This is a genomic window from Moorena bouillonii PNG, from assembly GCF_001942495.1.
Classification (GTDB): Bacteria; Cyanobacteriota; Cyanobacteriia; order Cyanobacteriales; family Coleofasciculaceae; genus Moorena; species Moorena bouillonii.
In genome coordinates, this window is the sequence record NZ_MKZS01000001.1 from 1,542,395 (window position 1) to 1,556,488 (window position 14,094).

At 45.9% G+C, this 14,094-nt stretch carries 12 protein-coding genes; 9 read left to right on the forward strand and 3 right to left on the reverse strand.

Annotated features, from left to right (window positions below):
• The first annotated feature begins 211 nt into the window (after positions 1–211).
• The 3 genes from BJP37_RS06305 to iscB all read left to right on the forward strand — a co-directional run bounded on the left by BJP37_RS06305 (position 212) and on the right by iscB (position 4,899).
• The gene (locus BJP37_RS06305) at positions 212–1,747 is read left to right on the forward strand and encodes a beta-barrel domain-containing protein (RefSeq protein WP_075897353.1); all 1,536 of its coding nucleotides are present in this window, start codon (positions 212–214) and stop codon (positions 1,745–1,747) included.
• Positions 1,748–2,477: 730 nt separating this feature from the next.
• Positions 2,478–3,443 carry a cyanophycinase gene (locus BJP37_RS06310; RefSeq protein ID WP_075897355.1) on the forward strand — a complete coding sequence of 322 codons (966 nt, stop codon included), beginning with the start codon at positions 2,478–2,480 and terminating at the stop codon, positions 3,441–3,443.
• Positions 3,444–3,612: 169 nt separating this feature from the next.
• Positions 3,613–4,899: an RNA-guided endonuclease IscB gene (gene iscB, locus BJP37_RS06315; RefSeq protein ID WP_075897357.1), complete on the forward strand. Its 1,287-nt coding sequence runs from the start codon at positions 3,613–3,615 to the stop codon at positions 4,897–4,899.
• A 133-nt stretch (positions 4,900–5,032) separates the two neighbouring features.
• Here the strand turns inward: iscB and BJP37_RS40815 are convergent, their stop codons facing one another.
• The gene (locus BJP37_RS40815; protein ID WP_198954361.1) at positions 5,033–5,194 is read right to left on the reverse strand and encodes a hypothetical protein; all 162 of its coding nucleotides are present in this window, start codon (positions 5,192–5,194) and stop codon (positions 5,033–5,035) included.
• Here BJP37_RS40815 and tadA point away from each other — a divergent pair.
• Both tadA and BJP37_RS06325 read left to right on the forward strand, forming a co-directional pair.
• Positions 5,153–5,644 carry a tRNA adenosine(34) deaminase TadA gene (gene tadA, locus BJP37_RS06320; protein ID WP_075897359.1) on the forward strand — a complete coding sequence of 164 codons (492 nt, stop codon included), beginning with the start codon at positions 5,153–5,155 and terminating at the stop codon, positions 5,642–5,644. The genes BJP37_RS40815 and tadA overlap by 42 nt on opposite strands.
• Positions 5,645–5,898: 254 nt before the next feature.
• Positions 5,899–6,585: a lysophospholipid acyltransferase family protein gene (locus tag BJP37_RS06325; protein WP_081431457.1), complete on the forward strand. Its 687-nt coding sequence runs from the start codon at positions 5,899–5,901 to the stop codon at positions 6,583–6,585.
• A gap of 107 nt (positions 6,586–6,692) precedes the next feature.
• On the opposite strand, the gene psbC is transcribed toward BJP37_RS06325, so the two are convergent.
• The gene (psbC, locus tag BJP37_RS06330) at positions 6,693–8,075 is read right to left on the reverse strand and encodes a photosystem II reaction center protein CP43 (RefSeq protein WP_075897363.1); all 1,383 of its coding nucleotides are present in this window, start codon (positions 8,073–8,075) and stop codon (positions 6,693–6,695) included.
• Positions 8,059–9,117 (reverse strand): photosystem II D2 protein (photosystem q(a) protein), encoded by a 1,059-nt coding sequence (gene psbD / locus BJP37_RS06335; protein WP_008183309.1) that lies wholly within the window; start codon positions 9,115–9,117, stop codon positions 8,059–8,061. Before psbD ends, psbC begins: the two co-directional genes overlap by 17 nt.
• A 487-nt stretch (positions 9,118–9,604) precedes the next feature.
• Here psbD and BJP37_RS06340 point away from each other — a divergent pair, with 487 nt between their 5' ends.
• The 4 genes from BJP37_RS06340 to purF all read left to right on the forward strand — a co-directional run bounded on the left by BJP37_RS06340 (position 9,605) and on the right by purF (position 13,941).
• Positions 9,605–10,171: a photosystem I assembly protein Ycf4 gene (locus BJP37_RS06340; protein WP_075897365.1), complete on the forward strand. Its 567-nt coding sequence runs from the start codon at positions 9,605–9,607 to the stop codon at positions 10,169–10,171.
• Positions 10,172–10,341: 170 nt separating this feature from the next.
• Positions 10,342–11,091 carry a peptidylprolyl isomerase gene (locus tag BJP37_RS06345; RefSeq protein ID WP_075897367.1) on the forward strand — a complete coding sequence of 250 codons (750 nt, stop codon included), beginning with the start codon at positions 10,342–10,344 and terminating at the stop codon, positions 11,089–11,091.
• 30 nt (positions 11,092–11,121) lie between these two features.
• Positions 11,122–12,321: a beta-ketoacyl-ACP synthase gene (locus BJP37_RS06350; protein ID WP_075897369.1), complete on the forward strand. Its 1,200-nt coding sequence runs from the start codon at positions 11,122–11,124 to the stop codon at positions 12,319–12,321.
• A 129-nt stretch (positions 12,322–12,450) separates the two neighbouring features.
• Positions 12,451–13,941: an amidophosphoribosyltransferase gene (gene purF, locus BJP37_RS06355; protein WP_075897371.1), complete on the forward strand. Its 1,491-nt coding sequence runs from the start codon at positions 12,451–12,453 to the stop codon at positions 13,939–13,941.
• The last annotated feature ends 153 nt before the right edge of the window (positions 13,942–14,094 follow it).

Here is a 14,094-nt window from a genome sequence, read left to right on the forward strand (position 1 = left end):
TTTAGGGGGATCAACACCCTTAACAACATCCCCAAGGCTCGATCCTCCCCAGCCCAGCCTCAATCGGTAAAGTCCCCCTTATTAAGGGGGATTTAGGGGGATCAACACCCTTAACAACATCCCCAAGGCTCGATCCTCCCCAGCCCTGCCTCAGCTGAGTTAATTTACCGTAATTTTTTTCATCCTTTAGCCAACAATCCACAATACTGCTATGCCTGAAAATCATACATTGAATGGACATAGTCCTACTCAAACTCTTCCAGACCAGCGTCGGTATCAGGAGTTACTCACCCAACAGACTTCTCAACCGCTCCAGGGTCATGACTGGTCTTATGCTACTAAGGAACTGCTGGATACATTACCCCAGGTTTGGACAAGGGGATTACTGTATTTTTTGATAGTATTTATCGGTATTGCGTTACCTTGGGCGATCTTAGCTCAGGTGGATGAGACGGGGAAAGCCAGAGGAAGATTGGAACCTACGGGGGAAACTATCAAACTTGATGCTCCAGTGGCAGGAACGGTAGCAGCAATTAAGGTCAAAGAAGGGGAATTGGTAACGGCTGGTCAAACCTTACTAGAACTGGAATCCGAGTTAGTTAGCACTGAACTTCAGCAGGAACAAAAAAAATTAGAAGGGCAACAGAATCGCCTGAATCAATTAGAGGTGCTGAAAAACCAATTGATACTAGCTCTGCGTACCCAGGAGCAACAAAACCAAGCTCAAGAGTTAGAAAAACAGGCGCAAGTCGAGCAAGCACGGCAGAATCTGGAAGCCTTTAAGTTCGCCTACAGTTTACAAAAGGAAGAACTATTGGCACAAATAGAGCAGGCACGGCAGGCGATAGACTCTAGGAAGGTTGCCTATGAATTAGAAACCATTCGTTTAGAAAGTGCTGAGGAAAAAATTCCCCGTTACAAAAACGCTTATGAAGAAGGGGTTTTGTCAAAAGAACGCTTTTTAGATGTGCAACAGTCAGCCAAAGAAGCCCAGAAAAATATCATCAGAACTGAATTAGACATAAAACAAGCTCAGTCTCGCCTGAAAGAGCAACAAGGTAGTTATGAAAAGACCATTCATCAAGCCTCCGCTGATATTAAACAAGCTCGCCTGCGCTTGCAAGAGCAAGAACGTAGTTATAAAACCTTGGTTCATTCTGGTAAGCTGGCTTTACTAAAAAGTGAGGAACAACTCAAGAATATAGAAACCCAAATTACTACCCTCCAAGCCGAACTATCCCAGAGTAAAAGTCAGATTAAATCCTTGGAATTTCAGTTAAATCAAAGGGTGTTAGCTGCTCCGATCGAGGGAATCGTGTTTCAGTCCCCGATCAAAAGTGCCGGAGCTGTAGTGCAACCTGGAGACACTATAGTCGAGATTGCACCACAAGGGTCTTTCCTTTCCCTGCGGGCGCAGATCGCTATTTCAGAAAGTGGCTCCTTACGGGAAGGAATGGCAGTAAAAATGAAGTTTGATGCTTATCCTTTTCAAGACTATGGGGTAGTAGAAGGAACAGTAATCAAGATTTCTCCAACCTCCAAGGTGACGGAAACGGAGCAGGGTAAAGTGCCTACTTATGACCTAGAAATTAAACTGAATAAAACCTGTATGCCCACACCAAAAGAATGTATTGCTCTCCGCCCAGGGGACACTGCAACAGCAGAAGTAATTGTCCGCCAGCGTCGGATTATGGATTTAATTCTGGATCCATTTAAGAAGTTGCAGCAGGGGGGTTTGGAATTGTAGCGCTATTGGAAGGGAATCGGGAATAGGGAGGTATGAGGAGTTGGACATATAGCGCTACGGGCAAGGCAAAAGGCAAAAGCGATGCAGCGCGGTCTTGGGGGTTTCCCCCATGAGCGACTGCATCAAGACGGCAAAAGGCAAAAGTGTACTATAACAGCTTTTCTACTTGTATCAATGTCCTCACCTTAATCGGTAGTGCTATAATCAGCGACTGCATCAAAGCAATGAGTAAAAATGCTATATGTAACAGTTTTCTATCCCATGAGGAAGGGATCCCCCTAAATCCCCCTTAATAAGGGGGACTTTGAGGCAATGAAGCGTACCTCATAAATGCGATAAACGCGCTGATATAGCACTAGGGCGTGTTTTCAAAGTTTTATGCAAGATTATGATCCCCCCCAGCCCCCCTTAATAAGGGGGGAGCCATACTCAAAGTCCCCCTTTTTTAAGGGGGATTTAGGGGGATCTCCGATGTTCCCTATTCCCTACCTTTAAAGTGAAATATTCAACTTCGTGCAAGATCGGAATAGAAGAGTTAAGGTTGAACGGTTAAGAGGATATCTGAAAAGTTTTTTTATACTGAATTTTGCCCCCCTAGCCCCCCAACTTTGGGGGGAATAAGAGTCAATTTGCTTCTAAAAGTCCCCCAAAATTGGGGGATTTAGGGGGCTTGGATGTAGCAAATGAGACTTCTCAGACAACCTCTAAGCGTTCAGGGTGAATCAAGATTGTGAAACGTTTAGTTATTAGTGCTTTAGTATTCGTGATCATGCTGGGAGTAGTAGCATTTCCTGCTGCTGCTACGGTCAAGCGCTATCAAATTAGTGAATCGCCTAATGTTGGTCTGTCTTTAGATGGTCCTGCCTTTGACTTGGGTGGTGGTGGTCCTGATGTGGATGAAGCGATCCAGTGGATGATTAACCAAGTTAGAGATTGCAGCAAATGCGATCGCAAAGTTGATGTAGTAGTAATCCGGTCTTTTGGTGGTGATGGCTACAATCAACCGATCTATGACATGAACGGGGTTAATTCTGTAGAAACCCTAGTGCTCGATAGCCGTGATGATGCTAATCGACCGGATGTGGTGGCTACGGTAGAAAATGCTGAAGTATTATTTTTTACTGGTGGTGACCAGTGCGACTACGTTGAGAATTTCCAGGGCACAGAGACTCATAATGCGATCGCGTACGTCCTTGAGAAAGGTGGCGCGATTGGTGGAACCAGTGCTGGTGCCATGATTCAAGGTAGTTTTGTCTATGATGCTTGTCAAGGTTCAATCCGCTCCGATGAAGCCCTCAATGACCCCTATGACCATTACATTAGCTTGACCAATCACCTATTTACATGGCGAGACCTAGAATCAGTCATTGTCGATACCCACTTTAGCGAACGAGAGCGGATGGGTCGCCTGATGGTATTCATTGCTCGCCAGCTCCAAGATACTGATGCAGAAGAAGTTTTAGGCATCGGGGTAGACGAAGCAACATCAGTAGTTGTAAACTACAACGGTTACGCTGAAGTGATCGGAGAAGGCGCAGCTTATTTTGTCCTAGGTGACCATCGACCAGAAGAATGTGAACCAGGAATTCCCCTAACCTTTTCCAATTACAAAATGTCAACTACCGCACACCGAATCATAGATTACGGTGTGGGCTTGAAAGAGCCTGTTGACCAGACGGCTAGTTTTTTTGACTAGCAGCCGTTAAGACTAAGAGTTAAAATTCCTACCTTGAAGTGCGTGCCAGCTTTAAGCTCTAGAAGTGAGTAATTAAACAGGTCATCCGGGAAAGCCAGTGTTACTTACAAAGTACCGAGTCTTAACATCGTCGAGGCAAACTTTACCCTAAAAAGGAGTGTTCAAAGTAATGCGAGTTTTTGTACTAGATAAAAACAAACAACCTCTAGATACTTGTCATCCGGCAAGAGCTAGAGAATTACTCAAAAAAAGGAGGGCTAAAGTTTTTAAGTATTATCCATTCACTATTATTATGCAAGACAGAATTATTGATGATTCTGCTACTCATCCACATCGAATCAAGATAGACCCAGGAAGTAAAACTACAGGTATAGCCATCATTCAAGAGTCAACGGGACGGGCAACCAATGCCTTAGAAATTTATCACCGGGGACAACAGATTAAAAATAATCTTGAATCTCGTAGAGCTTTGAGACGTGGGCGGCGTAACCGTAAAACTCGTTACCGTAAGCCTAGATTTCTTAATCGTAGAAAACCAGAAGGTTGGCTTCCTCCATCGTTAATGAGTCGAGTTTTTAACATTGAAACTTGGGTTAGACGACTCACCAAGCTATGTCCTGTAATTGCAATCTCTCAAGAGTTAGCCCGCTTTGACACTCAAAAAATGCAGAATCCTGAAATCTCAGGAATTGAATATCAACGAGGTGAGTTGTTTGGGTCTGAAGTCAAGGAATATCTACTTGCTAAGTGGGGACGAAGCTGTGTTTATTGTGGTGCTGAAAATGTCCCGCTAGAAGTAGAACATATACATCCCAGGTCAAAGGGAGGCAGTAATCGAGTTAGCAATTTAACCTTGGCTTGTCGAGGCTGTAACCAAAAGAAAGGAAGCGACCCTATTGAAAAGTTTCTCAAGAAAAAACCGAAGGTTTTGAAAGAAGTATTAGCTAAAGCAAAAGCTCCGCTTAAAGATGCCGCAGCAGTGAATGCGACTCGCTGGGAACTATTCAGAAGACTAAAACTAACTGGATTCCCTGTAGAGACTGGTTCCGGCGGTTTGACTAAGTTCAATCGTAAAACTAGAGGGATTAATAAGACCCACTGGACAGATGCTGCTTGTGTAGGTAAATCTACTCCGGAAAAACTGTTAATTAGAAGTGTCAAGCCCTTGATAGTCAAAGCCAAAGGTCATGGTGTTCGGCAACGATGCCGAACTGACAAATACGGTTTTCCAAAAGCTCATGCACCCAAAGCTAAATTTTTTCGAGGCTTTCAGACGGGCGACATTGTTAAAGCTGACATCCCAAAAGGAAAATACGCTGGACAGTACACAGGGCGAATTGCTATTCGTTATCGTCCCAGTTTTATGTTGCTGTTACCCAGCCAGCGCTTTGATGTACATCCCAAATATTTGCAAACAATATTTAGAGCTGATGGCTATGAATACCAAGTTAATTAATGCGGATTCGCTATCGCTCAGTCTGTTTTGTCGGCGGGAAGGGGTCTCCCGCTATAAATGGTTACAATAAATCCAATTTTTATGGATTTAAGTTAACACTTTAAAAGTGAAAATAGCAATAACAAATTAATCCCTATCTCCCCATCTCCCCATCTCCCCATCTCCCCACACTTCCCCATCTCCCCATCTCCCCATCTCCCCACACTTCCCTCCCTGCTCCCTGCTCCCGACTCCCGACTCCCGATTCCCCAGAATGGAAGTACCTAACCCGATTGATAACTGCTATCTCATCCATCGCAAATGGATGAGTGTAGCCATAGAAATTGCCCAGAAAGCTGGTGAAGCGGGTGAAGTACCAGTGGGTGCAGTGATTGTAGACAGTGAAGGTAAGTTAATTGCGACAGGAGAGAATCGCCGAGAGCGGGACAAAGACCCCACTGCTCATGCCGAAATCCTGGCACTCCGTGCTGCTGGTCAACAGCTGCAAAGCTGGCATCTTAATGACTGCACTCTCTACGTTACTTTGGAACCTTGTCCCATGTGTGCCGGAGCGATTATCCTAGCACGACTCGGTTTTCTGGTTTATGGTGTCGATGATCCTAAAACTGGCAGCATTCGCACCGTTGGTAATCTTCCTGATAGTGCTTGTTCTAATCATCGGTTGCCAGTAATAGGGGGAATTATGGAATCCGTTTGTCGGGAACAGTTGCAATCTTGGTTTACCCAGCGACGCAAAAGATCGTAAGCATTCAACCACACCATTAATAACCTTAGTATGTATAGGAAACAGACTAGGGCATGACACCACAAGAAGTGTCCCGTTAGTGTCAGATATTGATCTTGAAACCACATACAGTAGAAGTGAAGGTTAAGGATTTAAGACAAACCCTTGATCCTTGATAGTTTAGCTCTACTTCCAGTAAGTAGGATTGACCAATGACAACAACGTTAAAACACACTTCTGATGATGGTAACGATCATGATAACGCCATGAAAGCCATGTCAGTAGATTCTGGTATTTGCCACTGGTTAACTAACATTATCTATCCCTTAGGACGGCGTGTTGTTATTCCGTTTCATTTTGGTCAACTTACCGTGACAGGGCAAGAGAACGTTCCTAAGACAGGTCCTGTGATTTTAGCTCCCACCCATCGCTCTCGTTGGGATGCGTTAATAGTTCCTTTCTCCGTTGGTAAACCCGTAACCGGACGTGACTTGCGGTATATGGTCTCAGCCGATGAAATGAATGGCATACAGGGCTGGTTTATCCGTCGTGTAGGAGGGTTTCCCGTAAATACTGGACGTGGAGGAATTAGCAGTATCCGTCAAACTGTGGAACTCCTGAGCAATGGCGAAGCACTGGTAATGTTTCCTGAAGGCAATATCTTCCGAAATGGTGAAGTAAACCCCTTAAAACCTGGTATGGCTCGTATTGCCTTGCAGGTAGAATCATCTCACCCTGGTATTGGTCTCAATATTGTACCGATTGCTCTTAATTATAGCCAGCCTATCCCTAAATGGGGTTGTGATGTCACAGTAACTGTTGGATCTCCGATTAGTGTAGCAGATTATAGTACTCAGTCAGTTAAAAAAGGAGCTGCACAGCTTACCCATGACCTGCATACAGCGATGACCAACTTAGACAAGAGTTATCCACAAAACTGTTCCAAAAAAAAGCTCCTGTAGAGTACAGGAGCTGTAAAAATCACTTAGCTATTAGTTAGCCATTAATTAGCCATTAATTAGTCTTTCTTAGTCTGATTTACCATTGAGTTTTCACTCAATAAAATCACCTAGTCAAGGTCAGGCATACTAAGTACTGCTTCAGTTTCACGCTCAATACCTTTCTCGAATCCAGCAGCGGCAGCCCGTGCACGACCAGCGTGCCAGAGGTGACCAACTAGGAAGAAGAAAGCCATCACAAAGTGGAAACTAGCCAACCAAGCACGAGGGTTGACATAGTTGAAGGAATTTGCCTCAGTAATAATACCACCTACAGAGTTGATGGAACCGTTAGGAGCATGGGTCATGTACTCAGCAGCACGACGTAGCTGCCAAGGCTGAATGTCATTTCTGAGCTTGTTAACATCCAGACCATTGGGACCCCGTAGAGGCTCCAACCACGGACCTTGGAAGTCCCAGAAGCGCATGGTTTCACCACCGAAGATGATTTCACCAGTAGGAGAGCGCATCAGGTATTTACCCAGACCAGTAGGCCCTTGGGAAGATGCGATGTTAGCACCTAGGCGTTGGTCACGGGCTAAGAATACGAAAGACTGAGCTTGAGACGCTTCAGCATTGGTAGGACCATAGAACTCGCTAGGATAAGCGGTGTTGTTGAACCACACGTAGCAAGAGCAAATGAAGCCCATCATGGACAAGGCACCTAAACTGTAGGAGAGGTAAGCTTCTCCAGACCAGACAAAGGCACGACGAGCCCAGCCGAAGGGTTTAGTCAGAATGTGGAATACACCACCAAAGATGCAGATCAGACCAATCCAGATATGACCGCCAATGATGTCTTCCATGTTGTTGACACCAATAATCCAACCTTCACCACCGAAGGGAGCATCGACTAAGTAGCCGAAGATCACAGCAGGGTTCAGGGTTGGGTTGGTGATCAAACGAACAGCACCACCACCGGGTGCCCAAGAGTCATAAACACCGCCGACGAACATGGCCTTGATCACCAGCAAGAAGGCACCCAATCCTAACATGATCAGGTGGAACCCGATGATACTAGTCATCTTGTTCTTATCCTTCCAGTCGTAACCAAAGAAGTTAGAATACTGTTCTAAGGCTTCAGGACCACGAACGGCGTGATAAATACCGCCAAAGCCCAATACGGCAGAAGAAATCAGGTGTAGGACACCAATAACAAAGTAGGGGAAAGTGTCAACAATTTCGCCACCAGGACCAACACCCCAACCTAAAGTAGCCATGTGAGGGATTAGAATCAATCCCTGCTCGAACACAGGCTTTTCGGGAATGTAGTGAGCAACCTCAAATAGGGTCATTGCGCCAGCCCAGAAAACGATCAGGCCAGCATGGGAAACATGAGCTCCCAGCAACTTACCGGAGAGGTTGATCAGACGGGCATTACCAGACCACCAGGCGAAACCGGAAGATTCTTGGTCGCGATTGCCCGCAACCATAGTATTAGAGAGCGTTACCACGCGGTAGTACCTCCTCAGGGAACTCAAAGTTTTGGTGAGGTTGGTCTGCTGGAGCCATCCAAGCCCGCAGACCCTCATTTAGCAAAATGTTCTTAGTATAGAACGTCTCAAATTCTGGGTCTTCTGCTGCCCGGATTTCCTGAGACACGAAGTCATAGGCTCGCAGGTTCAATGCTAAACCTACAATTCCTACTGCACTCATCCACAAGCCAGTTACTGGTACAAACAACATGAAGAAGTGTAACCAGCGCTTGTTGGAGAAGGCAATCCCGAAGATTTGAGACCAGAAGCGGTTAGCGGTGACCATTGAGTAGGTCTCTTCCGCTTGGGTCGGGTTGAACGCCCGGAAGGTGTTTGCTTTGTCCCCATCCTGGAACAGGGTATTTTCCACCGTTGCCCCATGAATGGCACACAGCAGAGCACCACCTAGTACCCCGGCTACGCCCATCATATGGAAGGGATTCAGTGTCCAGTTGTGGAAGCCTTGCAGGAACAGGATGAAACGGAAGATACCTGCTACTCCGAAGCTAGGAGCAAAGAACCAGCTCGACTGTCCCAATGGGTACATCAGGAACACGCTGACAAATACTGCAATCGGCGCACTGAATGCGATCGCGTTGTAGGGTCTGATGCCTACTAGACGCGCAATTTCAAATTGCCGCAGCATGAACCCAATTAGACCAAACGCTCCGTGGAATGCCACAAAGCTCCACAACCCTCCTAGTTGGAACCAGCGGGTCAAGTCTCCTTGAGCTTCTGGACCCCACAACAGCAGCAGGGAATGTCCCAGACTGTTAGGAGGAGAGGATACTGCTACGGTCAGGAAGTTACAACCTTCGAGGTAAGAAGAGGCTAAGCCGTGGGTGTACCAAGAGGTAACAAAGGTGGTACCAGTTAGCCAGCCCCCTAACGCCATGTAGGCACAGGGGAACAACAGAATGCCGGACCAGCCGACGAATACAAAGCGATCGCGCTTGAGCCAGTCATCGAGGATATCAAACCATCCTCTGGTGCTGGGGGCGCGTCCTACTGCTACTGTCATAGATTCAAATCCTCATACATATAACGATTTGCAAGGATTCAAAATTGGGACGCTTTTACGTCTTTTTACCGACACTCCCACCCTTCTAGAGGTGGATTTCCCTTAGAGTTCAGTGAGGCAAGAGTCACTTCCCTCTTACAGGATTGTCTTTTAACGGGATGCCACAGGCTATAAGGTTAGGCTGTGGTCACTTAATGTTTCTTAAACTATCATGCAGTTTAACCCTTGACATGATTCTCCCATAAGGAGAGTTGGGTTACAAACGTTACATACAATAATAATAAATACCAAAAATTTTACAAAATTACACATACTCCTCAGATTTTTTTTAGATTTAGTGTCAAAAGTTACATAATTTCCCTGTGTTGGTCAAAAATGTGATACTAATTCTAGATGAGCTCGCTGGAGTATCCATAACTTACTGATTTACTCTCGCTCCTCAGCACTATTGTCAAGTCAGATTTCTTAGAGGCAACCACATCTTCTCATGGCAGCATCCACCAACCAACTGGAAAACCTGGTACTTCGACAATCGGTTCTTGGCTCTCGCCGTTTGAGCAACTATTTAGTGGCAGGAGCTGTATCCATAGGAGGTATAGGCTTTTTCCTCGCAGGCCTTTCGAGTTATCTCAACATGGATCTACTCCCGATTGGAGATGCAACCAACCTAATTTTTATCCCTCAGGGAGTAGCAATGGGCTTCTATGGCGTTGCTGCGCTGTTGCTATCTCTCTACCTATGGCTAACCATTTATTGGGATATCGGTGGAGGGTACAATGAATTTAACCAAGAAACAGCTATGGTCAGAGTAGTGCGGTCTGGCTTTCCCGGTAAAAACCGTGAAGTCGAATTCAGTTGCCGTACAGAAGATGTCCAGTCGATTCGAGTAGACATCAAAGAGGGTCTAAATCCACGCCGAGTCCTCTACGTCCGCACTAAGGATCGCCGGGAAGTTCCTCTTACTCGTGTCGGTCAACCCATCTCCCTTTCGGAATTAGAAAATCAGGGAGCAGAGCTGGCTCGTTTCCTCGGAGTTCCCTTGGAAGGGTTGTAAAGTCTCAGGTGGCCCACTCCCTTATCAAGTTGCTTCCTGTTTAAATAAAGCTGTTTAAATAAAGCTGTTTAAATAAAGCTGTTTAAATAAAGCTGTTTAAATAAAATAAGTAGTATAGGCTACAGAAACTTAAAAATTAAACAAATATAAACTATCTAGTTAAACTAAGCATGAGTATGAATATCCGGCGCTGGCTATCTGTGATGTTAGTAGTGTTAGCTCTGGTAATAGCAGGATGCAGTGGCTCAACGTCGAACTCAACGGAATCATCAACTCCCCAAAACAAATCTACTCCTGCTGAGACCACCAGCAATCCCCAATTCAGCAATTTACCCCGACTAGACAAAAAAGCTACTGTTGAGCTGAGGGTAAAAGGCTCGCCGATTACTATTGAAGTCGATGGCACCAATGCCCCGATTACAGCTGGCAACTTTGTAGATCTGGTTCAAAAGGGTGTTTATGACGGACTAGTGTTTCACCGAGTGGTAAGGGAACCTCAACCATTTGTTGTCCAAGGTGGTGATCCCCAAGGAAAAAACCCAAAATTCCCAGTAGAGCGTCTGGGCACAGGGGGTTTCATAGATCCACAAACCAAGGAAACTCGTTACATCCCATTAGAAATTAAGCCGAAGGGGGCAGCCGGACCGATATACAGCAAAACCTTTAAGGCAGCTGGAATTAGTAGTCGTCCTCAGTTGAATCATACTCGTGGTGCTGTAGCCATGGCTCGTTCCCAAATGCCAAACTCAGCCTCTTCACAGTTTTACTTTGCCCTAGCAGACCTGCCTTTCTTGGATGGGGACTATGCTGTATTTGGCTATGTCACTGATGGTATGAGTGTGGTAGACAAAATTCAGCAAGGCGATCGCATTGAATCAGTCAAGGTCACTCAAGGCATCGAAAACCTGAAGAAACCTTAAGATAAAGATTAACGATCTTTAAACGAATCCGTGCAGGTATGCGTTACTGGGATTGGATTAGTATCTGCTTTAGGTCGCCTCAAACCCAGTTGGCAGCATTTGCTAAACGGTGAGTCGGCTATTAGGTGGTATCGACCCTTTGCCAATTTATCACCTCTACCGTTGGCGATGATTGGTCAGACACCAGCTTCTGTTGAACAGCTGATCTACCAGGTTGTAGCAGATGCTCTTGAAGATGCGAACTTAACCATCCCTCTCAAGGATTGTGGGGTGGTGATTGGTTCCAGTCGTAGCTGTCAGGCGGCTTGGGAGCAACTAGCCCAGGAACAGATGACTAGTCATGGCAAACTCGACACCGAACCAGAGTATCCCCGATTTGATATCTTAAATGAGGAGATATTAACTCTAGAGCATTGGTTAGACACTCTACCCCATCAACCGGCTATTGCTGCTGCCCATTACATTGGTTCCTTTGGCCCAGTCCTAGCACCAATGGCAGCTTGTGCAACAGGAATTTGGGCGATCGCTCAAGGATTTGAATTGATTCAAACCGGTCAATGCCAAAGAGTAATTGCTGGTGCTGTAGAAGCACCAATTACTCCTCTAACCCTAGCCGGATTTACTAAAATGGGGGCTCTAGCAAAAACTGGTGCTTACCCCTTTGACAAGCAACGTCAAGGCTTGGTGTTGGCAGAGGGAGGTTCTGTCTTGGTATTGGAGTCAGAGGATTTGGCTCGTCGTCGAGCAGCGCCTATCTATGGAAAATTATTGGGGTTTGGCTTAACCTCGGACGCTTATCATGTCAGTAAACCTAATCCAGATCGACACAGTGCGATCGCAGCTATCAAACAATGTCTAGACCGCAGCCACCTATTTCCTACAGATATTGATTATATCCATACCCACGGTACCGGAACCAAACTTAATGACCAGAATGAAGCGGAGCTGATTCAGCAGCTATTTCCCCAAGGGGTGGCAATCAGTTCTACCAAAGGAGCCACCGGTCACACTCTTGGTGCCTCTGGAGCCATTGGTACTGCTTTTTGTTTAATGGCTTTAAAACACCAAGTCTTACCCCCTTGTATTGGGTTGAGGGAAACGGAATGGGATTTGGATTTCGTAACTATAGCGCGTCAGTGCCAAGTCAGGCAGGCACTATGTTTTAGCTTTGGTTTCGGGGGGCAAAATGCAGTAACCGCCATAGGAATATCCAGCAATTGCCGACATTGAACCACAATAATATCCTATAGGTGATATCGTTAAGGAAACATTAAGTTTAATTAAATATACAGAACCAATCCTCAGAGGATTTAGGTTCCACCGACTTCATGCCGCAATTAGGAGCAAGCCATAATAGTTATGAAGCCCAACCAATCCCTTTCCTCTGACCAATATTGTGATCAGTCCAAGGATGACTATCCCCAGCACTTGGACAAGCCAGAGGAAGCTTGCGGAGTCTTTGGTATCTATGCACCAGAGCAAGATGTCGCTAAGCTGACTTACTTTGGTCTATTTGCCCTACAGCACCGAGGTCAGGAATCATCAGGGATTGCTACCTTTGATGACAAGCAGCTGCATGTCTACAAGGATATGGGGCTAGTCTCCCAGGTCTTTAATGAAGAAATTTTGGCTCAGCTACCTGGTCAGATAGCAGTTGGTCATAACCGTTACTCTACCACTGGCTCTAGCCACATCGCTAATGCTCAACCAGCCGTGGTGGAAACTCCCTTAGGACCTTTGGCTTTGGCTCATAACGGTAACTTGGTCAACACTATGCAATTACGTGATGATTTACTAAAGCATAACTCGAACTTGATGACCACTACGGATTCAGAACTAATCGCCCTAGCGATCGCGACAGAGGTTAACCATGGCAAAGGGTGGTTGGAAGCAGCAGTGAGTGCCTTTCAATCTTGCCAAGGAGCGTTTAGTTTAGTGATTGGCACACCCGCTGGAATAATGGGTGTTCGTGACCCCAATGGCATTCGCCCTCTAGTGATTGGCACCTTAGGTGAGAATTCTGGGGGCTATGTCCTAGCATCAGAAACCTGTGGTTTAGACATTATCGGTGCTGAGTATCTGCGGGATGTGGAACCGGGAGAATTAGTGTGGATTAATGACGAAGGCATTGCTTCCTTCCACTGGAGTCAAAAGCCAGAGCGCAAAGTTTGCATCTTTGAGATGATTTACTTTGCTCGCCCTGATAGCGTAATGGATGATGAAACTGTGTTTAGCTATCGGTTACGCCTGGGGCGTCAGCTGGCAAAAGAGTCAACACCGGATGCGGACATGGTGATTGCTGTACCCGATTCTGGTGTCCCTGCAGCTATCGGCTTTTCCCGAGAGTCCGGTATTCCTTATGGAGAGGGACTGATTAAAAATCGCTATGTAGGTCGTACCTTTATCCAACCCACTCAGAGTATGCGAGAAACTGGCATCCGCATGAAACTTAATCCCCTCAAAGATGTCTTAGTTGGTAAACGACTGGTACTAGTAGATGACTCCATTGTTCGAGGAAACACCAGCAGCAAACTTATCAAAGCTTTGCGTAATGCAGGTGTGGCTGAGATACATATGCGAGTGTCCTCGCCCCCAGTCACTCATCCTTGCTTCTTTGGAATAGACACGGATAACCAACAGCAACTGATTGCCGCCACCAAGTCAGTGGCAGAAATAGCCAATTATATTGGTGTGGATTCCCTCGCTTATCTTAGTTGGGAGGGAATGATGCTAGCCACAGCGCAAGACTCCAACAGTTTTTGTTCTGCGTGTTTCACAGGTCATTACCCTGTTCCCCTTTCAGAAGAACTCAAGCGTTCTAAATTGATGCTGGAAGAGGTACAGGTTTGAAGGTAATTTGAAGGTAAAAGGTAAAAGGTGGCACCACACTGATAAAACGCTGAAGAAATTATCCTAATCCCTTTGCCTTTTACCTGCCCCCCGATCTTCGGGGGGATAAGGGCAGCCGTGATGATACTGTTGGCGACTTAGTAAATTTATTGA

What these genes read in the sequence shown, in the direction of transcription:
- iscB (WP_075897357.1), top strand. Translation starts at nt 3,613, where the DNA reads ATGCGAGTTTTTGTACTAGATAAAAACAAACAACCTCTAGATACTTGT.
- BJP37_RS40815 (WP_198954361.1), bottom strand. Translation starts at nt 5,194, where the DNA reads ATGGATGAGATAGCAGTTATCAATCGGGTTAGGTACTTCCATTCTGGG.
- BJP37_RS06340 (WP_075897365.1), top strand. Translation starts at nt 9,605, where the DNA reads ATGGCAGCATCCACCAACCAACTGGAAAACCTGGTACTTCGACAATCG.
- BJP37_RS06325 (WP_081431457.1), top strand. Translation starts at nt 5,899, where the DNA reads ATGTCAGTAGATTCTGGTATTTGCCACTGGTTAACTAACATTATCTAT.
- psbD (WP_008183309.1), bottom strand. Translation starts at nt 9,117, where the DNA reads ATGACAGTAGCAGTAGGACGCGCCCCCAGCACCAGAGGATGGTTTGAT.
- BJP37_RS06305 (WP_075897353.1), top strand. Translation starts at nt 212, where the DNA reads ATGCCTGAAAATCATACATTGAATGGACATAGTCCTACTCAAACTCTT.
- purF (WP_075897371.1), top strand. Translation starts at nt 12,451, where the DNA reads ATGAAGCCCAACCAATCCCTTTCCTCTGACCAATATTGTGATCAGTCC.
- tadA (WP_075897359.1), top strand. Translation starts at nt 5,153, where the DNA reads ATGGAAGTACCTAACCCGATTGATAACTGCTATCTCATCCATCGCAAA.
- BJP37_RS06345 (WP_075897367.1), top strand. Translation starts at nt 10,342, where the DNA reads ATGAGTATGAATATCCGGCGCTGGCTATCTGTGATGTTAGTAGTGTTA.